Source organism: Aquibacillus rhizosphaerae (assembly GCF_030282825.1).
GTDB lineage: Bacteria > Bacillota > Bacilli > Bacillales > Amphibacillaceae > Aquibacillus_C > Aquibacillus_C rhizosphaerae.
The window spans coordinates 153,637-175,073 of the sequence record NZ_JASTZU010000012.1 but is presented as its reverse complement, the minus strand read 5'-3'; the positions used below and the strand labels follow the sequence as shown (position 1 = coordinate 175,073).

The 21,437-nt window shown below is 33.8% G+C and carries 15 protein-coding genes and 2 riboswitches; of the genes, 3 read left to right on the top strand and 12 right to left on the bottom strand.

Going from position 1 to position 21,437, the window contains the following annotated elements; translation table 11 throughout:
- Positions 1–20: 20 nt before the first annotated feature.
- The gene (locus QQS35_RS02515) at positions 21–1,193 is read right to left on the bottom strand and encodes a D-alanyl-D-alanine carboxypeptidase family protein (protein WP_285930187.1); all 1,173 of its coding nucleotides are present in this window, start codon (positions 1,191–1,193) and stop codon (positions 21–23) included.
- Positions 1,194–1,433: 240 nt separating this feature from the next.
- Here QQS35_RS02515 and QQS35_RS02510 point away from each other — a divergent pair, with 240 nt between their 5' ends.
- Positions 1,434–2,834 (top strand): Na+/H+ antiporter NhaC family protein, encoded by a 1,401-nt coding sequence (locus tag QQS35_RS02510; RefSeq protein WP_285930186.1) that lies wholly within the window; start codon positions 1,434–1,436, stop codon positions 2,832–2,834.
- A gap of 209 nt (positions 2,835–3,043) precedes the next feature.
- Here QQS35_RS02510 and QQS35_RS02505 read toward each other — a convergent pair whose 3' ends face one another.
- The 7 genes from QQS35_RS02505 to QQS35_RS02475 form a co-directional block, all read right to left on the bottom strand.
- Positions 3,044–4,261: a coiled-coil domain-containing protein gene (locus QQS35_RS02505; RefSeq protein ID WP_285930185.1), complete on the bottom strand. Its 1,218-nt coding sequence runs from the start codon at positions 4,259–4,261 to the stop codon at positions 3,044–3,046.
- Between the two features lie 538 nt (positions 4,262–4,799).
- Positions 4,800–5,423 carry a YesL family protein gene (locus QQS35_RS02500; RefSeq protein WP_285930184.1) on the bottom strand — a complete coding sequence of 208 codons (624 nt, stop codon included), beginning with the start codon at positions 5,421–5,423 and terminating at the stop codon, positions 4,800–4,802.
- 45 nt (positions 5,424–5,468) lie between these two features.
- Positions 5,469–6,350, bottom strand: coding sequence for a carbohydrate ABC transporter permease (locus QQS35_RS02495; RefSeq protein WP_285930183.1), 882 nt, complete (start codon positions 6,348–6,350; stop codon positions 5,469–5,471).
- A 3-nt stretch (positions 6,351–6,353) separates the two neighbouring features.
- Positions 6,354–7,250: a carbohydrate ABC transporter permease gene (locus QQS35_RS02490; RefSeq protein ID WP_285930182.1), complete on the bottom strand. Its 897-nt coding sequence runs from the start codon at positions 7,248–7,250 to the stop codon at positions 6,354–6,356.
- 89 nt (positions 7,251–7,339) lie between these two features.
- The gene (locus QQS35_RS02485) at positions 7,340–8,674 is read right to left on the bottom strand and encodes an ABC transporter substrate-binding protein (RefSeq protein WP_285930181.1); all 1,335 of its coding nucleotides are present in this window, start codon (positions 8,672–8,674) and stop codon (positions 7,340–7,342) included.
- A gap of 122 nt (positions 8,675–8,796) precedes the next feature.
- The gene (locus QQS35_RS02480) at positions 8,797–10,350 is read right to left on the bottom strand and encodes a response regulator transcription factor (RefSeq protein WP_285930180.1); all 1,554 of its coding nucleotides are present in this window, start codon (positions 10,348–10,350) and stop codon (positions 8,797–8,799) included.
- On the bottom strand, positions 10,325–12,103 hold the full coding sequence (locus tag QQS35_RS02475) for a cache domain-containing sensor histidine kinase (protein ID WP_285930179.1): 1,779 nt from the start codon (positions 12,101–12,103) through the stop codon (positions 10,325–10,327). Before QQS35_RS02475 ends, QQS35_RS02480 begins: the two co-directional genes overlap by 26 nt.
- Positions 12,104–12,547: 444 nt before the next feature.
- Here QQS35_RS02475 and QQS35_RS02470 point away from each other — a divergent pair, with 444 nt between their 5' ends.
- Positions 12,548–13,993: an aldehyde dehydrogenase family protein gene (locus tag QQS35_RS02470; protein WP_285930178.1), complete on the top strand. Its 1,446-nt coding sequence runs from the start codon at positions 12,548–12,550 to the stop codon at positions 13,991–13,993.
- Positions 13,994–14,096: 103 nt separating this feature from the next.
- Here QQS35_RS02470 and QQS35_RS02465 read toward each other — a convergent pair whose 3' ends face one another.
- The 4 genes from QQS35_RS02465 to QQS35_RS02450 form a co-directional block, all read right to left on the bottom strand.
- Positions 14,097–15,872, bottom strand: coding sequence for a glycerophosphodiester phosphodiesterase (locus tag QQS35_RS02465; protein ID WP_285930177.1), 1,776 nt, complete (start codon positions 15,870–15,872; stop codon positions 14,097–14,099).
- 262 nt (positions 15,873–16,134) lie between these two features.
- Positions 16,135–17,331 (bottom strand): phosphoglycerate dehydrogenase, encoded by a 1,197-nt coding sequence (locus QQS35_RS02460; protein ID WP_285930176.1) that lies wholly within the window; start codon positions 17,329–17,331, stop codon positions 16,135–16,137.
- Between the two features lie 128 nt (positions 17,332–17,459).
- A riboswitch (ZMP/ZTP riboswitch) is annotated at positions 17,460–17,537 on the bottom strand.
- A 150-nt stretch (positions 17,538–17,687) separates the two neighbouring features.
- Positions 17,688–17,792, bottom strand: a riboswitch (purine riboswitch).
- A gap of 148 nt (positions 17,793–17,940) precedes the next feature.
- Positions 17,941–18,594, bottom strand: a complete 654-nt coding sequence (locus QQS35_RS02455) for a TraR/DksA C4-type zinc finger protein (protein WP_285930175.1) — start codon at positions 18,592–18,594, stop codon at positions 17,941–17,943.
- Positions 18,595–18,954: 360 nt separating this feature from the next.
- Positions 18,955–19,728, bottom strand: coding sequence for a tyrosine-protein phosphatase (locus tag QQS35_RS02450; RefSeq protein ID WP_285930174.1), 774 nt, complete (start codon positions 19,726–19,728; stop codon positions 18,955–18,957).
- A gap of 383 nt (positions 19,729–20,111) precedes the next feature.
- Between QQS35_RS02450 and QQS35_RS02445 the strand changes: the two genes are divergently transcribed.
- On the top strand, positions 20,112–21,302 hold the full coding sequence (locus QQS35_RS02445) for a DUF4317 domain-containing protein (protein WP_285930173.1): 1,191 nt from the start codon (positions 20,112–20,114) through the stop codon (positions 21,300–21,302).
- Positions 21,303–21,437 lie beyond the last annotated feature (135 nt).

The following is a 21,437-nucleotide window of genomic DNA, read 5'->3' as shown; positions in this document are numbered from 1 at the left end:
ATGTAATAATGAGTTCTTTTTCATCTATATTTTAATTTTCTTTTTATAATAAGAAATAGCATTAACCCTACTAAAAGGATTGGCAAAATTAGATACATATTAAACCCAGTTGCAGATGCTTTTGATACCTCATCATTTATTACTTCTTCTTTAGATTGCTGCTTTTTTTCTTGATCTTCTTTGTTTAGCTGAAATGTTATATTTAACAATGAATTATTCTGAAAAATCGATAATTCACCGTCTCCATTCACTTCTGTCGAGACACTTTCATTCTTTTCTCGTGTGAAATACAAATTCTTAGAAACCTGATATACTTTACCATTTTCATCCTCATATTCTGTTCCTTTTTCGATATGATTTGTTTCAAAATTTTCAAATCCATAATCAAGTAACTGTATCGTATCGTTATACCCATCCATAATTAGTGGATTTTGTAATGTTATAACAATTAAACTTATGTTTTCCCTTTCAGCTGTTGTCATTAATGTATGACCTGACTCGTCCACAAAACCGGTTTTCCCACCAGTTACACCCTCATAAGGATTTTCTCTCATTAGCTTATGATGATGAAATAAAGTTGTAGCCCATGATTCTCCATTCCATTCTAGCTGTTTTGTACCAATAATCTCTCTAAATTTTTCATTTTTCATAGCATACTTCGTCATTTTAGCCAAGTCTGCTGCTGTTGTTTGATGATTAGGATCAAACAGACCATGCGGATTTACAAAATGAGAATCTTGAACTCCTATCTCATCTTTTAAATACGTATTAATACTTTCGGCAAATTGTTCAATACTCCCATCTAAGTGTTCGGCTATAGCAACACCCGCATCATTGCCAGAGTTAATAAGCAGACCTTGAATAAGCTTTTTTAATGAAACTTTTTCTTCCACTTCTAGATAAACCCTTGTTCCTTCCGTTTCCCATGCATTCTCACTAATGGTTACAATATCATCCATATCGCCATTTTCAATTGCATAAATAGCTGTGGCTATTTTTGTTAAGCTGGCTGGGTACAATGGCACCCTCGCATTTTTCTCATAAAGAATTTGTCCTGAATTAGCATCCATTAAAATGACAGCTTCACTAATAAGATTGTCAGGAGTGATTTCTTCTGTTTCTGCTTGCACCGTAATACCAAGTGTTAAAGTGATGTTCATAAGTATAAGTAGTATTGTTAATAACTTTCTCAAGTTGATTCCCACCCAAAGTCCTATAGTATGTAGAAAACTTATTTTAATTTACCATTATAATAAATAAATGTACACACTTAATGTAGTAATTTGACGAAAATAGTAGTTTTATATTATGTGTAAGCACCTTTGTTTAATGCATATAATCATATTTTGTCTGAATGCTTTTTTGAAGAATACATAATACACAAAAATATAAGCATTCTATAAAAGTACGTATATGGAAAGGTGCGAATTTATATGGATGCAAACTGGACATCAATTATTCCTTTTTTAATCGTTATTCCTATTGCTATGATCACAAAACAAGTACTACCAGGGTTGATTCTCGGACTTTTAGTTGGGTCATATTTAATTTCACCGTCTATTATAGGTGGGATGCAAGAGATGCTTACCTATGTAGTACAAGCACTTATTGATGAAAATAATATAAAAATAATTGTATTTCTTTATGTATTTTCAGGATTAATAGGCATGATTAAAATGACTGGTGGTATTAAAGGATTTGTTGAAAAATCCGCAGAAAAAATTGCCACAAAAAAGCAAGCTCTAATGCTTACTTACATCTCGACAATTGGAACATTCAGTGCACCTACTTTTCGTTTTGTAACGATTGCTCCCATTATGAAAGCATTGTTAAAGAAGGTAAAAATGTCTACAAAAGAACTAGGATTTGTGATTGAAACAACAGCAACACCAATCATTGTTTTAATACCAGTTGCTACTGCGTTTGTAGGCTATATGGTATCTGTTATTCAAATCTCCACCGACACAATCGGTAGCAATATAGAGCCTTACTCTCTTTTTATTCAGAGTATCCCCTTTAACTTCTTTGCTATCGTAATTATACTTCTAGGTGTTTACTTAAGCTTTTTTCATCCATCCCATTCCGACGCACCTACAGAGATGGATGAGGAAAAAGAGGATGACTGGCACGACTGCCATCCAGCTGTTCATAAAGATTTACCAAATAAACCGTGGAATTTAATAATTCCTATATTATTAGTGATTTTCCTTACCTTGTTTCTTACTTGGTGGGATGGACAAACGGAAGGATATCCATTTTTTGAAGCCTTTATACAAGCGGATGTTTTAGAAGCAATGGTAATTTCATTGTTGATTACCGTTTTCTTATCCATCATTTTATATTCTGTGCAGCGATTTAAATTAAGCAATTTAATAAATAGTTTTATTATGGGTGGAAATGATTTAATGTCAGTAATTGTTTTATTATCAATCGTTTGGGGCTTATCATCCGTTACGAGCGACTTGGGGTTCTCAGAATTTATTACCGCTCATACAGATTGGATACCAAAAATGTTTGTCGCACCACTAATGTTTTTATTTGGTGCAACAATCTCTTATTTTATAGGATCAGCTTGGGGAACTTGGGGAATTTTAATGCCTCTAGGTGTGTCACTGTCTGTGGCAGCAGATGTTTCTCTTCCTCTAATTATAGGAGCAGTATTTGCAAGTGGGTCATTTGGTGCTTTTGCTTCCCCTCTAAGCGATGACACCAATACATTAGCAAAAATCCTTGATTTAACTGTTATGGATTATGCAAGGTACAAATTAAAACCAGCATTGATTGCGGCGGCTATTACTACTGTACTATATACTGGCGTTACCTTTATCTTTTAGAGATAGATTTAATTTCAAAACATCTTATTCAATATTTAAATTTCGTTACTTCTTATTAGTAGGGTAACTTTCGATTACAATATCTTATATTATATAATTAAGTCTAAGTTGAAGAAGTCCAATAAGCGCTATGACATGGCTAATTTCATATGCTATAAAAAAAGACTGTCATTATTATGTATAATAATGACAGTCTTTCATATTATATATTAATTCATTACTCGTCTTACATGACCACTAAATTTGTCGTTCCAATAACCACTACCCATGTCTGCAATAGCAACGCCAGTTGAACTCTGAGAACCGATAAATTTGTTTCCACCTACATATATACCTACATGACCATTAGTCTTATACGTGTTAAAGAAAACTAAATCACCTGGTTTCATTTCACTAACTGAAACCTTTTGCCCTTGACCGCTCAAAGAACTCGTACTAGAACCCACACTAACACCAACTTGTGAAAATGCCCAGCTAACAAACCCAGAACAATCAAATCTTCCATTTGCAATATCGTAGGAACTTCTTCCTCCACCGAAAACATACACTGAATTATTAATGTACTTATTACCGACCGTAACTACATCATTTACATTTCCATCAGGTATGGAAACTGTGTTAGTACTTCCACCTGAATTATCTTGTTCTGAAGCAAGCAAATTATAGTTAGAATCTGAATTACTTCTTTCCTTTTCCCGTTCCAATTCTGCTTGCTCCAAAGCAAGGCTGGAATCTCGTAATTCTAATTCTGCTTTAATATCTAAATTATTTTTTTCTTTTTCTTTCAACTCTGCTTTTAACTGATCATTTTGTTCTTTTTGGACTAATATGTTAGCTTGCATGCCTTCTAATTCAGTTTTCATTGTTGTTAAATCTTTTAATGTATTTTCAACAGTTTCTTGTTTTTGTTCTAATACAAATTTATCAGTCTTTTGTTGTTCCATAAGTTCAGTGTCCGCTTCAGCTATTCTTGTTACTAAGGATACACGGTCTATAAAGTCAGTAAAACTCTCTGAACCTAAAACCACCTCTAAATAACTTACTGCCCCACCTTTTTGTTGAAGAGCAACTGCTCTTTCTTTTAATATTTCATACCGTTTTTCTATATCTTCTTCAATGGAAACAATTTCACCATTTAATTGATCAACTTCTTCATTTGCAGAAGTAATATCTTGTTCTGTGTCATCTATCAATTGTTGATTGTCTTTAATTGCTTCATCAACCCGCTTAATTTGTTCATTTAGTTGGATTAGTTCTTCTCGGGTTGCTGCAATTTCTTCTTCTGACTTTTTAATATCTGTTTGAATTTGTGAACGCTGTTCTTGGATTTGAGTAGATGTTTCAGCTTCCACATTGTTCGCGAACAACATACTTATAAGACCTATTGCGAATGTTGTGTTTACTACTAAATTATTTTTTTTTGGCACTCGATTCCCCTACTTTCGTTCTAATAATACAATTAATATGTATATCTATGAATTAAAAATATAGTTTTATAGAAAAGGCTTTCAACTAGTTCCATAGACAGTATAACACTTTCAAATGTCAGGAATGTAATACTAATGTTACAATTCTATTTCAATATCGATTGTTACTTTAGTATGATGGAAACATATAGTAGTTTATCGAAGAGAATAAAATATAACCTTATCTAAGATTTGTCAGTAGAATGATGCCATTTAGTAGGTTTACTAGTGCACTTCTTTCCTATCAAAATCATCAAATAAAAAATAAACCACACAAGGAAAGCTTAGGGCGCCTTGACTCAACTTAAGGCAATAAAGACAAGCCTTGGCGTATTGTTCTTCGCAAGACAGAAGATCCATCTTAAGACCTCGAGTTGGTTAGCGCTGGAGCTGGACTCCTCTGTTTTTACATGTTAGCCACATTTTGCAAATTATAAAGTTTCCTAGGCAACAAAAAAGTTGAAAGAAAGTTCTTTCAACTTTTTTAATCTATTCATTTTTAGTTACTGTTTTGCAGTAATAACTTTTGCTTCTTGTTAACTTTATCAAATGCACGATATGCAGACATCATGATTACTGTCGCAAGGACACTAATACTGAAGAATATCATTAATCCTTGAAAGTTCCATAACATATAAGTGATGCCTGAGAAACCAAATAACATAATTATGGTTGTTAATGGATTCATAAACATAATAAAAAAGGAATTTTTCACCACTTGAGTCAACTTCATATCATAATGAACATAAACTGGAAAAACGTAAAACATTGTTAGTATATAAATGATTGAAATAATTAGAAATGGTATTGTTAGTATTAAACCTAGATTGTTGCCAATAGCATTAACAAATACAAAATCTAAATACAACACATAGCCAACTAATGAAAGGATAAAACCAAGTATATTGCTTTTTACAAATTCACTTTTGTAGGATTTCCAAAACGTTTTAAATACTGGAACATCTGTTTCACCCAATACCCATTTTCGTGTTACGGCAAATGTAGCTACAACAGATGGAAACAGGCCGAATATCACAGCTCCTACTATCGTAAAACCAATACAAAGCATGTTCAAATACGCTAACCTTGTAATCCATTCTAGAGCTTTATTTATGGCAGCCATCAGTTACTTCCCCCTTCAAGGCGAATAAACAAAGTGAAGTTGCGATTAGCCCTTTATTCCACTTGTACTAATACCTTCAACAACATAACGTTGAAAGATAAAGAATATTATGAATACAGGTACCAATGAAACAATCGACATGGCAAACATAGCACCCCAATTTGAAACTGTCTCATTACTTAAAAACATATTAAGTGCCATCGAAACTGTATATTTATCAGGGCTATTTAAATAAAGCACTGGTCCGAGTAAATTATCCCATGTCCAGTAAAAGGTGAAAATAGCCGTTGTTGCTAATGCTGGTGTGATAAGCGGTAAAATAATTCTATAGTATATTCCAAAGGTATTACAACCATCAATCCTTGCCGCTTCATCTAAATCCCTTGGTATCGTTCGAATAAATTGTACTAACAAAAATATGAAAAACGGATGTCCAAAAAAAGCAGGTACAACCAGAGGTGCTAAAGAATTTAACCATCCTAATTTTGCAAAGATTATATATTGCGGTATCATAACAACCTCATAGGGAAGCATTAGTGTCATAATCATAATCGCAAACCAAAAACCTCTGCCTGCAAACTTCAACCTGGCAAAACCAAATGCAATTAAAGAACAAGAAATTAAATGACCTATTAATACAAAAATGACAAAGACAACTGTGTTTTTAATAAAAACACCAAAGGAGTACTCTCCAAATCCTTCCCAACCCTGAGCATAATTCCCTAAAACAAATGGACTTGGTATTAATGAATCTGCAGTAATAAATATTTGTTCACTTACTTTAAACGAACTCATTAAGAGCCATAGGACTGGATAAAGTAGCAGTATTGCAAATCCACCTACTAGAAGATGGTATATAATCTTCTTCGGTTTGATCCGTGAACGACTTCGTTGGTACTGATAATTTTTTTCAAGACTCGCACGCATGATTTACCTGCCCCCTTCCGACTCATAATGAACCCAAAAACGTGAAGATATAAAAATTATTGACGTTAAAATCGCTATAATAATCAACATGACCCATGCCATAGCGGATGCATATCCCATGTTAAAAAATTCGAACCCTTGTTTAAATAGGTATAAGGAATATAATAGTGTTCCATCTAATGGACCGCCTGTTCCTTTTGAAATAATAAAGGCAGGGACAAAAGTCATAAATGCAGCTATTGTCTGCATAATTGCATTAAATAAAATAACTGGACTTAACATTGGAATTGTAATTTTAAAGAACTTTTGAATAAAGTTTCCACCATCCACACTTGCTGCTTCGTAATAACTTTGTGGTATTGATTTTAAACCTGCTAAGAAAATTAACATTGATGAACCAAATTGCCATATCGATAGGCAAATCAGCATCCAAAGAGCAGCTGTTGGATCACCAAACCACCGAACCGTCTCTAACCCAATTCCAGCTAATGCTAAATTTACAATCCCTTCATCGCCAAAAATATTCCGCCACATAATCGCAACTGCTACACTTCCACCAATTAGTGATGGCAAATAATACATTGTCCGATATAATCCAACTGCTCTAGATGCAGTATTTAATAACATTGCAACCAGTAGTGCAAATGCCAAACGTAACGGTACACCACCAAATACATAAATAAAAGTTATTCTTAGTGAATGAAGATAACGTGGATCATCAGTAAACATCTTTGTATAGTTTTCAATCCCTATCCATCGAGGTGATGAAAATAAATCATAGGATGTAAATGAAAAATATAGAGAAGATAATATTGGAATTATTGTGAAAGCTAGAAATCCAAGAATAAACGGCCCTATAAAGAAATAACCCCAGAGATTCCGACGTAATTGGGTATTCACCTTCTCAGCTCCTTTCTACAGAAGTACAAGTGTATTGAGTTTATATAACGATAGCTGATCAAATTAGATCAGCTATCGAACTGCAATAATTAGTTTCCTAAAATACTCTCAGCTTGTTGTCTAAAGTTTGCTGCTGCATCCTCTAGACTAACTTCTCCATAGTTAATTTGTTCAGCTAAACCGACGATAAGTTCAATAATTTCGCCAGCTCCGGCAGGGTCAGGCGCTCCCATATCAGAACTATTCTCTTCAGCCCATTCAATATACTCAAATACTTCCGCTTGAGATGCTGAGACTTCGGCTTTTAAGACTTCCTTCACTTCAGAAGATCCTGGTACACCACGATCACCTAGGATTAATTTATTTGCCTCTATATCATTTACAAAGAAGCTAATGAACTCAGCTGCTGCATCTTTTTGATCTGAATTCTCAGATATAGAGAAGAACATACTTGGTTTTAAAAATAATCCATCTGAAACATTTGGCCCTGGCATTGGTGCCATGTCAAATTCCAATCCTGAAATTTCCTCTAAACCCACAAACTGGTTAGACCATTGGAACATTCCTATAGCTTCTCCTTTTACAACTGGGTCGTCTTCTGGACCAGCTAATTGCGCAAGGAAATCTGGAGTTGGTGTTGCTTCTTTCTCCACTTGCTCAGCTTGAATCGAGAAGAAGTCAACAAATAATTGATCATCATCATAACCTAAACCGCTACCATCTTCTGCATATAGTCGTTTACCTTGCGTACGTAAATAGTAATTAAAGAACACATCTGCAGTCATACCTGTATCAAAATAATAACCAGCATCAACTGCTTTCTGTGTCATTTCTTGATAATCATCCCATGTCCACCCTTCAGGAATAGAATCAATACCAACTTCTTCTAATAAAGTAGGGTTGTAGTGGAAACCTACCGCGTTTACCCCTAGGTTAAATCCATATATTCCATCACCAACTTTACCACCAGATAAAATTGAATCTCCTATATTACTTGTATCAATACCATTTCCAAAAAATGGATTCAAGTCTGCTAACTGATTATTCTGAGCGTATTGTGATAAATAAGATAAATCCATTTGAACGATGTCTGGCAGTTCATTTGCTGCTGCTTGTGGAGCTAGCTTCTGCCAGTAATCATCCCAACTAGCATATTCTGGTTCAATATTCACATTAGGATTTTGTTCTTCATACATCTCAATTACTTCAAGCGTGTAATCGTGTCTTGGTTGAGACCCCCACCAAGCAATTCTAATCGTAACTTGCTCATCTTCATTAGCTTCTTCCTCATTATCATCAGTTGCTTGTTCTGTATCGTTTCCTTCTGTATTTTCATCTGATTCTCCTGAAGTACCCTCGTCGCTACATGCAGCTAACCAAAAAACCATTGAAAGACCTAAAATTAAAAATAAAACCTTTTTCATCTTTTCCCCTCCCCTTTAATTCGCGTGTAAGCGATTACAACTAAATCATAACAGATAGTTGTACAGTCCCATTATAGAAAAAACAGTTGCGATTGTTTAAATAAAAGAGGATTGTTATCATTTCAACTGGATTTAATAATATCTGACGGCGTGCATCCAGTAATTCTTTTGAATATTTGGCTGAAATACTGCGGATTGCTACCGAATCCAAGTCGTTCTGCTAACTCAAATACCTTTATATCTTCTTCTTGTTCAATGATTTCTACTGCTTTTTCAATCCGAACTTTAGTAACATACGAAGAAAAGCGTTGCCCCACTTCTTTTTTAAACATTTTGCCAAGATAATCCGGATTCATAAATAATTTTTCATTGGCAACCCATTGTAAAGATAAAATCGGCTCTTCCATATGTTCTTTCACTACCTCAATCATTTTAACAACAACACTAGAGTATTTATGAAGGTTGACTTTATTTAAATCACTTATTGTAAAACATAATGATTCAAAATACGCACGGAATTCTTGCAATGTATCCATTTGATCAATCTTGGAAATCTCTTTAAAGCGTGCTTTATCAACAGAATGTAATGTCTTCTTCGCTAAATATAAATACAGATGGGTTAAATAAGATTTTGCTAAGATTGGCTTAACTTTGAGTGATTCTATATTTGCAAATATGTCTATTAGTTCTAGTTTTACCTCTTCATCATTACCCGCTTTTAATAAATAGGTTAACTTTTCTTCATCATACTGGTATAGTTCACTGTCATCAGTACTGTACTCTATATGATTAAATGGTGTGATGAGACTTCTTTTACCAAGGTAAAACCGATTTTCTAATTTACCAAGCAAATAGTTGTAAACTAACTTCAATTGCTTGATATCTTTATCTTCACTAATAACAATAGTGACACCTTTATCGTGCTGTTGTTGATACATTGCTTTCACTTCATCCATATAATCTATTAAATTATTTTGATCATAGATATTATTGAGTAATACAATAAAGTAGTCACCTACTATTGCATCCGCAAGATAACTATTATCGCCAAGTACTTTTTGTAATAAATCTTTTAAAACCTGCACTTCGGAATAGTGGAACGCCCCCTCAAAATAAAACAATACCATCCTAATCTGTTTATTTTTTGTTGACATTCCTAACAACTCTATAAAATTATCCATTTTATTAGTGCTCGCTTCTCCATCTGTTATTAATTTTTTTAATAACTGTTCTTTCTCCTCAACCTGTAAACGATTAACCTTGCTTTCGATATCTTCTAGATAATGATTTTGCATTTCATGTTGTTCGATTTCACGAACTACTTCACCTAAAGCCTGACAAATTGCATTTTCATTGCATGGCTTTAATAAGTAATGCTTTACACCAAAACGCATAGCCTTCCTTGCATATTCAAATTCACTAAAACCAGATAAAAATATCCATTTTATTTCTGGAAAATCTTCTTTACTTTTTTCTACTAATTGAATTCCGTCTAGTCCAGGCATTGTAATGTCACTAATAACAATATCTGGTCTGTTTTTTGAAATAAATTCTAAAGCCTCAATACCATTTCTGGCAGTACCTGAAAGAACAACCCCTTGGCTTTCCCAATCAACAATTGCCGATATCCCTTCTAGTATCGTTCTTTCATCATCTACCAACAATACTTTGTACATGGTCATTCACTCCTTCGTAAGGCAATATAATGTGAACTTTTGTTCCTTGCAATTCCTTGCTTTCAACTTTTATACCGTATGGTTCTCCAAATAATATCTTAATTCTCTCTTCAATATTTTTCAGGCCAATACCAGTTCCCTTTGGTTTGTAATCTCCTGTATATATCTTCTTTATATAGTTTTTATTCATACCAGGGCCATTGTCCTCAACAGTAATCATAATTTTATTGTCTACTATTCTTCCATAAATAGTAATTGTACAAGTGCCAATTATTTGCTGTAAACCGTAGCGTATAGCATTTTCCACTAATGGTTGTAATATAAATTTAGGGAATTTATTAGTAAGAATATGCTCTGGAATATCCGTACGATACACTAATCTTTCTTCAAACCTATACCCTTGAATAGTAATGTAATTTTCAACTATCTCTAGCTCTTCCTGCAGTGTAATCAGTGATTCCTTCATGTTAATAGAAGATCGTAAAATGTAGCCTAGCGACTCTGCCATTCTCGATATCTGTTTGTGACCGTCCACTTTTGCTGCCCAATTAATAGATTCTAATGTATTATATAGAAAGTGTGGGTTCACTTGTGCTTGTAGTGTTTTGAATTCGGCATCTTTTATAACCAGTTGTTTTTTATAATTTTCAGCAATGAGATAATTAATGTGATCCATCATTGTCTTAAAATTATCGTGCATTTGACCAGACTCATCCATTGGTAACCGCTCATTATCATTGTTAAACCCATTAAAATCACCGGTTTGAACCTTTTTCATTTTTTTATTCAGACTTTCAATCGGTCCAGTAATCCCACCGATAAATCGCATTCCCAAAAATATCATAATGAATGATAAGGAAATATAGACTGTCAGAATTGCTCGTCTAACAGATGAAATAGCTTCGAAAAGACTTCCATAAGGAGTTACAATCATATAGGTCCACTCTGTATGTTCTGTTGGGATATATGTAACAAAATATTGTTCGTCGTTATCTTCTATTAAATTGTACCCCTTATCTCCTTTAGTAGTTTCACGACTATAACTATTCGATAACACTTTTTCATTTGGATATATTTGTTGATTTTCTTTGTTAACGATAACAAGTTTTGTACCTTTATTGTTTAAATTTGACGAAACATCCGCTATCATTTTCTCTAGGTTCACTCTTACCACTATCATTCCTATTGGCTCCAAAGTGAATTTCGGGTACAGTCTTACTTCTCTTGCAGCTATTAATGACGTATCTGTGTCATCCGGAAAAATCCATTCGAGTCCACCATGTTGTTCGGATGACTTCTTCTTTATTTCTTTCAATTTTTTATCTTCTATTAAATGCATATGATTCCCTGTTGCGTATTCATTCCCTAGTAAATCATAAACTTGTAATGAGTTCACATATTTGTTTAGTGCCCCAATTTCTAATAATCTTTTCCTTAATTCGTTACCGATAATAAAACGATCATATTCTGTCTCACTACTTTTTATTTGTGATAAATAATGTTGCACATAAAGATCTGTTGAGATTTCATAAGATAATCGTTCCATTTTTTTTAATTCAGTTTCAACAGCGTTGGAAGAGACTCGAAGTGATTGGGCAGATTGACGATAAATTTCTTCGTTATACGTATTAAAACCATATTGAAGGATAGAGAGTCCGCCAACACTGAATCCTATTAATACAAAGGTAGTTAGCAAAACCATTTTGTATTTTATTCTTAAATTTGAATAAAATATCTTTATTTTCCTTAACAATAGATTCCCCCCTATTGTCTTAAAGTAATTTAAATGAATCGTTTAACAAATTTCATAATACCAATTTTGTCGTAGATGACTGAATAAGGTAATTATGAAATTGTCTCGGTTGATAAATAAAGTGATTGTTTTAGGATACCGATTGTTCAATTCGTATGCGGGTTTCATGAGGATTAGTACGATGCATATAGCAATTCCGTTTTCTTCAATGTATTGTTAACGCTTACATAATAAGTAACATAATTATATAGCCATAGATTAATCCAGTCAATGTCATTAAGGTACTAGGTCAATAAGATAATCAATTCAATTATTAAACTGTCTGTACACTTTGTTTACCAATGATCCCAATTTTTAGATTAGATTTAATACAATCCTAATGTTTAGGTCTAGTAACTCCCGTGGAATAGTCATATAGAAACTAATTAAATGGAGGGAATTAAGTTGGAACAACAATTCACAAAGCAATATATAAATGGTGAATGGATAAACGGATCAAGTAATTCCGTTGTGCATGATTTAAATCCTTACACTCAAAAAGAAATTACAAGTATTCCTTCAGCAAATGAAGCGGATGTAAATAAAGCTTATCAAGCTGCAAGCAATGCTCAAGAAAAGTGGGAACAGAGTTCGCCAGCAGAGAAACAAGAGTACTTTTTAAATTTAATCAATGTTTTTAAGAAAAGAAAAGAAGAAATCATTGATTGGTTAGTAGCTGAATCTGGAAGCACAAGAACAAAAGCAACAATCGAGTTCAACATTTGTTTTGAGGTAATAAAAGAAGCGCATTCTTTTCCGACTCGTATGACTGGTACGATTTTACCTTCTAATACACCTGGAAAAGAGAATTTCGTATATCGTAATCCAAAGGGAGTTATTGGTGTCATCGGACCTTGGAATTTTCCACTGTATTTAACCATGCGTTCTGTAGCTCCTGCAGTTGCAACTGGAAATACAGTTGTGATTAAACCTGCTTCTGATACACCTGTTACCTCAGGGGCATTAATTGCATCCTTATTTGAAGAAGCAGGCTTCCCTAAAGGTGTCATTAATGTATTAGTAGGAAGAGGCTCTGAAATCGGTGATTCTATTATCACTCACCCTATACCAACAACCATCTCCTTCACAGGGTCAACTGAAGTTGGGAGTCACTTGGCACAATTAGCAGGGAAAGATTTAAAGGATACCGCTCTTGAACTAGGTGGTAATAATGCGATGATGGTACTAGAAGATGCTAACATAGACGAAGCTGTACAAGCCGCCATCTTCGGTAAGTTCTTACACCAAGGCGAAATTTGTATGGCGATTAATCGAATTATTGTTGATGAGAAAGTGCACGATCAATTTGTTGAAAAATTCACAGAACAAGTGAAAAAACTTAAAGTGGGAGATCCTAACGATCCTAATACATTTGTTGGACCATTAATTAATAACAGTCAGGTTGAACGTATATTAGAGGATGTTGCAAAGACTAAACAAGAAGGTGCTAAGGTGGTAACTTCTGGTGAAGTGAATGGAAATCTTATCGATCCAATTGTTTTAACTGATGTAACCAATGACATGACAATGGCTAAAAATGAAATATTTGGTCCTGTCGCCGTTATTATTAAAGTAAAAAATGAGCAAGGTGCTATCAAAGTAGCAAACGATACACCTTATGGCTTAAGCGGATCAGTATTCACAAAAGATCGCTGGCGTGGTCTAGAAGTCGCAAAACAGATTAATACTGGCATGATTCATGTCAATGATCAATCCGTAAACGATGAGCCTCATGTTGCCTTTGGTGGAGAAAAACATTCTGGTCTAGGAAGATTTGGCGGCAGCTGGGCTTTAGATAAATTCACGACAGAAAAGTGGATAAGTGTTCAAGCAGACTACAGAAATTTTTAAGGATCTATATCAAGATAACATGAGTTTTGTCCAATCAAAGAGGGATGCAAATTGCATCCCTCTTTTAGATTAACTATTTATTTGATAACGACACGAAAGTTAACTACTGTGCAAAATCAATCCCAATAACATTCTGCGCTTTTTCTGGATAATCTGTTATGATGCCGTCTATATCGTATTTCAGTACTTGATTCATATTTCTCTCTGTATTAACCGTCCACACCCATACTTCACGATTTTGTTCTCTTGCATTATCAATAAACCGTTCAGTCAACATACTTTGGCGAATAGTGTAAAAATCCACATCCAAACTGGATAGGTTACCAGCTGATAAGTAAATAATTTGACCGATTTTAATGTTACTATTCAACATACGTACTTCTCTTAATATATCATAATCAAATGATTGAATATAGGTAGTACCCTCCATATCATAAAACTCAATCGCTTGAACTACTTTCTCAACGAACCCTTCTTTTGTATCAACAGGTTTTGTATCTATGATAAGCTTAACATCTTCCTGTTTCACCTCTTCCAACACCGCATTTAATGTTGGAATTCTTTCACCTTTAAATTCTTCAGCATATAGCTGCCCGATATCTATTTTTGAGACTTCTTCAAAAGTCATATTACTTATTTTAGATGGAAGACCAGCAATTCTTTGAAGATTTGTATCATGGTTTAGAACCACAACCCCGTCTTTGGTCATCTGCACATCAATTTCAACAGCATCGACACCTTTGTCAATGGCTGAACTGATACTACTCATCGAATTTTCCGGTGCATTCATTAAATCCCCTCGGTGACTTGCTACCGATACATCCCATTTTAAATAAACAATATTATCATGGACAGAATAATTAATTACCACCGATCCTGTTAGAAACACCATGATGACGAATAACAATGTGTACTTTCTCTTCGTGAAAAAATGTATCAAATAGTTCTCTACCCTTGCCAAACTTTTATTCGTATTTAAATGTAACTGATCTTGTATTTCATCACTCTGATTCAACTTATATTGATAAAATAATCTTGTTATTATTATAATATTAATTGGAATTAACAGAAGCGAAAAAGTAATCGTCATGTAACTTGAAAAAGTTAGTAAATAATTCTCAACAATATCACCAATTATTTTTGTTTCAATTAGACTGACTAAATTAGAAATGAAAGTTACAAACAAAAATCCAAATAAAAAAAACACAATATTTAGCAAAAACAGACTAACTAATATTCTCAATTTATTATATTTTGTTATTTTAAAGCTTGCTTTCATCGCTTCCCAAATTGTTTTTCCTTCAATGAATATATAATGAAACATAAATATGCAACGTAAAGAAAGATACATCACCAACAAAAAGACCGTTACATAGATAATTATTACTAAATATGATTCATAGAACTGACTAGTTAAAAATATAGGCATGTTAAAGTCTAACAATGCTGGAAGTACCGGTATATTGATAAAAGGAGTAAGTAAAAACAATAAAATAATGAATTGAAATACCCCAAACCCAAGTAATTTGGGTAGATTTCTTAAAGCTGTAACAAACGCTTCAGATATAAGAATATTTTTATTGAAATACCTTTTTTGTGCAATAATAATCAGAATTCCAAACTCCAAAAATAAAATGATAACTGCAAAAAAGCTGATGATAAGCATACCGACTACGCCCGTATAGCTCGAAGCAATTTTGTACACTTCAGCATTTAACAATGCACCATTTCCCATCACCTTCAACATTCTGTTAAATATGAATGAAATTACTGGAACGAAAATAAAGCTCGTAAGAAGTAGAAATATTAATTCAAATGATAGATATTTTTTATAAGATACTTTGAAATCTTGCAAACCATTTTTTAATACGGTTAACATGTAATCACCCTGATGTAATAGAATAATGAAATAATCCCTCAAGTTAGAAAGCTACACCGCTCCAACTTAGTTATAAAAGGATATAAAGTTGAATTTTAAAGCAAATTTTAGAATTAGTAAAGTAAGACATAAAGACAGGTTGCTTTTCCCAAATATAAACGCATAATAAAGCCCTAAACTACAAGTATCATACTGTGTTTAGGGCTTAAAATTATATTGGTAATTAAAAATGACTCACCTTTCATCTGCGTAACTCAGAAGTTTAAATAATACGTGTCGTAACAATACCTTCAATTTGATTGATTTTTTCTTCTAAACTTGGAATAATATCTCCGTTCACATCATTTTCGATATCAACCATTGTATAGGCGTATCCCTCTCTACTTCTGTTAACCATATCAGCAATGTTCAAATTAAAACTTGATAAAGCAGTTGTAATTTGTCCAACCATATTCGGAACATTTTTGTGAAAAGCAGCTACCCGTCGCTTTCCTGTATAAGGAAGAGAAGCGTTTGGATAATTAACTGAGTTTTTTATATTCCCTGTTTCAAGAAAATCTTTCACTTGACGAGCCGCCATCATCGCGCAATTTTCCTCTGATTCCTTTGTTGAAGCACCAAGGTGAGGAATCGGAATTACATTGTCCATCTTTAATACATTTTCATTAGGGAAGTCCGTAATATATTTGCCAACAATACCACTTTCAAGTGCCGGACCCATATCTTTCTCATTAACCAGCTCACCACGAGAAAAATTCAGTATATGAACTCCTGGTTTCATCAGGCTAAATGTTGCTTGGTTAAACATTCCTCCTGTCGTATCAGTAAATGGAACATGTACAGTGATAAAATCGGAGTTAGCAAACAACTCTTCAATAGTCATTGCGCGCTGGACATGGCTTGATAAGTTCCAAGCTGTATCAACAGAGATGAAAGGGTCAAACCCGATTACTTCCATACCTAAGTCGAGTGCATCATTAGCTACAAGCGCACCGATCGCTCCTAAGCCTATGACTCCTAGTGTTTTACCTCTAATTTCTTTCCCAACAAATTGTTTCTTTCCTGCTTCTACAAGCTTGGAAACTTGATCGCTTTCACCTGTTAACGTTTTAGTCCAAGCCACACCATCAAATAGGTTTCGGGATGATGCCATTAATGTAGTGAGCACAAGTTCCTTTACCGCATTAGCATTAGCACCAGGAGTATTGAAAACGACAATTCCTTCATCTGTACACTTATCAACTGGAATATTATTGACACCTGCTCCCGCTCGTGCAATTGCTTTTAGCTTGTTACCGAATTCCATCGAATGCATATTAAAACTGCGAAGTAGAATAGCATCAGGATTCTCATGGTCATCATCAAGTTTATAGTTATTCTTGAATACATTTAACCCGCCTTCAGATATAACATTTAACGTTTTTATTGTGTTCATTTTTTCTAACATGATTGTGTTCATTTCATTTCCTCCTTTTAAGTCAAAACTGTTCCAATTTCCATTTATTAATTTTCACCACTATGATATAAAAAAGAGCGTAGTAACAATTCCCCCTTAAATATACAGAAAGAGGTAAGGGGAAATCCCCTTACCTCTGCCCAGGCGAACGGCTATGACACTATATGCTCCCTCGCGGTTATCCGCGTTCGCCAGTCACACATAGTCTTGTCTCTTTAATTTAAAAAGTTCTATGATTAGAAAAAGGTCCAGAAGCTGTAGAATATTTCTACTTTCTAGACCTACGCACGTTAAAGCAAATAAAATTCAGCATAAATGATGCCAATAGTTATTATATGGAAGCAACTTATTTTAAGCTAACAACCAATACTTTAACTCGTAGTCTAGTTCTTACAAATGGGAACTAGGTAGAAACGCTCAGACCATATTACCGAGAATATACGAGTAATGATATTTAAAATGATTACATAGCTAATATAGCAAACTTACAAAGTATAATCAATAAAAATATGTATGTTTTTCGTATAATTAATTATATTGTTCGTGTTCTATTGTTATTCAATAAAAAAACTTATGAAAACTATAAAGACAAGGACAAATCGATGTCCTTGTCTATTCTTTATCTTCTTCTGTTTTGTTACGATTCACTTGGCTTTTTCCGTCCATGGCTGTCTTTGCTACTTCTTCAATCTCTTCAGAACTACCTACAAGTTCATCTGAATCTATATACATATCATCATAACTATCTTGTTCTTCGTAAAAGTCAGATGGCGTCTCCGATGAACCATATGATTCAACAGCTTGCCAAGCGTCCTTTCCATCAAACCCTGTTGATTCGGTTGCTTCTGCTTTATCGTCTCTTTCAATAATATCAGGTTCTATAATTTCCTCTTCCACTGGTCTATCTTCGCGTAAACCACCCTCAGCGTGTTGCTGACATCTAAAAGTGGTTGGAACTGCCAATAACCTTTCTTCCTGAATTTCTTTTCCACATACTTCGCATATTCCATATGTGTTATTCTCTATTGCATGTAACGCTTGATTTGTTTCTTTCATTTTTTGTTTTGCATGCTCATTCAAGGCGATATCTTTTTCTTGATCATATAGCTCTGTTCCTTGATCACCAGGATGATTATCATAATTAGATAAATCTCCTGTTGCCTCTTTATTTGATTCATCATGATTTACTTTTAAATGTTCCAACATATTTTGATTTTGTTGTATTAATATTTGTTTAGCTTCGTTGATAACTTTTGTAGCAACCATATAAAGCCTCCTAGCGACTAACTTTTTATAAAACCTGCACTCTATTTAACAAGTGTATATTGTACTTATTTCCGAAATGTCATGATAGTAAACGTAATAGATAGCAGAATAATATGTAAACCAAATCATTACTTTACATGATTCTAGGATAAAAAATAAGGAGCAGACAATAAGTCTCCTCCCTGTTAAATACTATTTTTCACTAAATATTTTCTATCTTATACTTATTCTAGTTTTATGGCTTATCAAACAATTATTGGTTGGCTAGTAATTCACTTCATCTAGAAAGTTTTTATATTTAATAATAAAACTAGAACAGGTGTGTATGTGATTCTCTAAAAGTAAGTACTGATATAATATTTACTCCAATAAATGCTGTTTCAGTATATCTATATCATCATCCGCGAGTCCAAGCACTTCTTTTGCATATACCTCTACATTTTCATACCTTGCTTCTATTTCATCTAAAAAAGCATCGATATACTCCACCCGAGCTTCGAACAAAGCATCAAGTACGTCTTGGTCAACATCCGAAAGGTCGTTATAACCAATTTCTGTGAAGTTTTTGGTCATTTTCTCTAATGTTTCGTTTGTATATAAATAATCTTCAGTAATCGCTTGTCGGGGAACTCCTAGAATATAAAGCAAAAGTGCGGCTATCCCACCGGTTCTGTCTTTACCAGCCATGCAATGAAAAAGCATTGGAGTATGTGCTTCAGTCAGTAAGACCTTAAATACTTTCTGAAATGCTTGCTTAAACGATACCATATTTTGATTCAAACTAAGTAACAGTTCTCCTGGCTTCGTATTTCGTAGTGTTTCAGCAAAATCTCTATGATCTCCTACCTGCCCTAACATCTGCTCATCAGATAAAATTGGCGTGTGATGCCATATAATCCCTTCAAATTTCGGATCTGGAAACTTCTCTATTTCATCTGCTCCACGTAAATCACAGATTTTTTTGATACCTAGTTGATTAACTATTTCTAAGTCACTAGCTGTTAATCTACTAAGGTTCCCGGAGCGATAAAGCATCCCGTGTTTTACACGCCGTCCATCTTCTGTTTGGTAACCACCTAAATCTCTAAAGTTGAAACTACCCTCTAATTTTATTTCACGCATAATTTTATCCATTTCGTGTACTCCTGTTCTTAAAGTTATATCCTTTTTGATAAGGAACCTTTCAATATAGATAGACCAGAGCCTTCCGCTTCAAAGTGCTCCAAAATAAAAATATCTATTAAACTATTTTTTTTATAAGCAATTTTTTATTCGAATTACTTTCACTATATTTTAACATACAGATTTAAGTATCTTAAAAAAATATTAAATCGCATACATGCTATTGTTAGTTATATAACTACAAATTCCCTAAAAAAGTTAATCTTCTTGGATCCAACCCTGTGTTAAAATAAGAAGATACTTTAAACAAAGAGAGTTCAATTTTGCTAGGGTTGTGTAGCTCTCTTATTTCAAACGTATACTGGTAGAATTTAAAGCTTAGGAGTGAAAGATAGATGAACAAAAAAGACGTAGCAAATATTCGAAAACAATTCAAGGTAGGAAATGACTTACTAAAAATCACAAATATTTATAATGTTTATATCATGAAAGAATCAAGTGAAATCTATCATGAGCAAATGCAGCCATTTGAAATGCTAGACGAAGATCAACAAGAGTTGTTTATGAGCAATTTCAAAAAAGTCTTAACTGGTCGATTGGATGAAAAATTATTCGAGTTAAAGTTTCAACCGGATGCAGAGGATAGTAGTCAGCTTATTCTCCATAAAGGATTACTAAGTCGTAATGTCGATGATTGGAAAGAGCAAATGCTATTAATCGTTGATAAAATGCTTGACGACAAACAATATGAAAATGATCTTGTTATCACATTCATTCGCGGTGAGTACTTAAAAGCAATGAAACGTCGAAGTGAAGAGTCAGAAGAAGGTGGAAGAGACGCTGTTTATTCGAATGCATTCATTTTATGCAGTATCAATAAAACCCAGGAACCGAAAAAAGAATTAGCCTTTGACTATGTGGAAAAAGAATTCAAGTATAACGTGGAAGTAGATCCAGTCATTAATCTAAAAGCTCCAGTAGGAGGATTTTTATTTCCTTCTATTACGGATAATGCAGCTGATGTCAATCACATACTCTATTCATCAGGCAAGGCATATGAGCCGGATCCAGAGTTCATAGAGGAAGTATTAAATGCTGAGGAAACGATGACTGCAGAAGATGACAAAATTGTATTTGAAGAGATCGTAAAAGACGTTACAGGAAATCAACTAAACACATCAACACTTGCTAATGTGTACGAAGAAATACATCGTGTGATTGAGGATACAGAAGGAGAAGAAACACCAAAATTAGACCGTAGGGACGTAGAACGCGTCTTAAAAATGAGTGGTCTAGAAGAAGTAAATACAGAAAAAGTAGAAGCCGCTTTTCAAAAAGTAATTGATGATGAAAGATATGAGCTGAAAGCAAATAACATCATACCAAAATATAATTCAAAGTCTATAAAGATCAGCACAAAAGTAGCTAATATCTCTCTTAGCCCGCAAGACTTAAAATACGTGAGACAGGTGAATTTTAACGGAAAGTTATGCATTATGATTGAAGTCGAGGAAGATACAGTAATCGAAGGGTTTACGATGATTCCGGAGGCTTTTGCTGATAATAGTAACAATCATGAAGGATAAGGTTGTTTTTCAATAAATTAGCTAGAAAACTATTAAAAGGGTCCCATAAACCAAAAAATCCAAAGCAATGGGGCCCCTATATGTGAAGGCTTTCTGAGAAGAAGTTTGTTGAACACTATAACTTAGATAAAACAC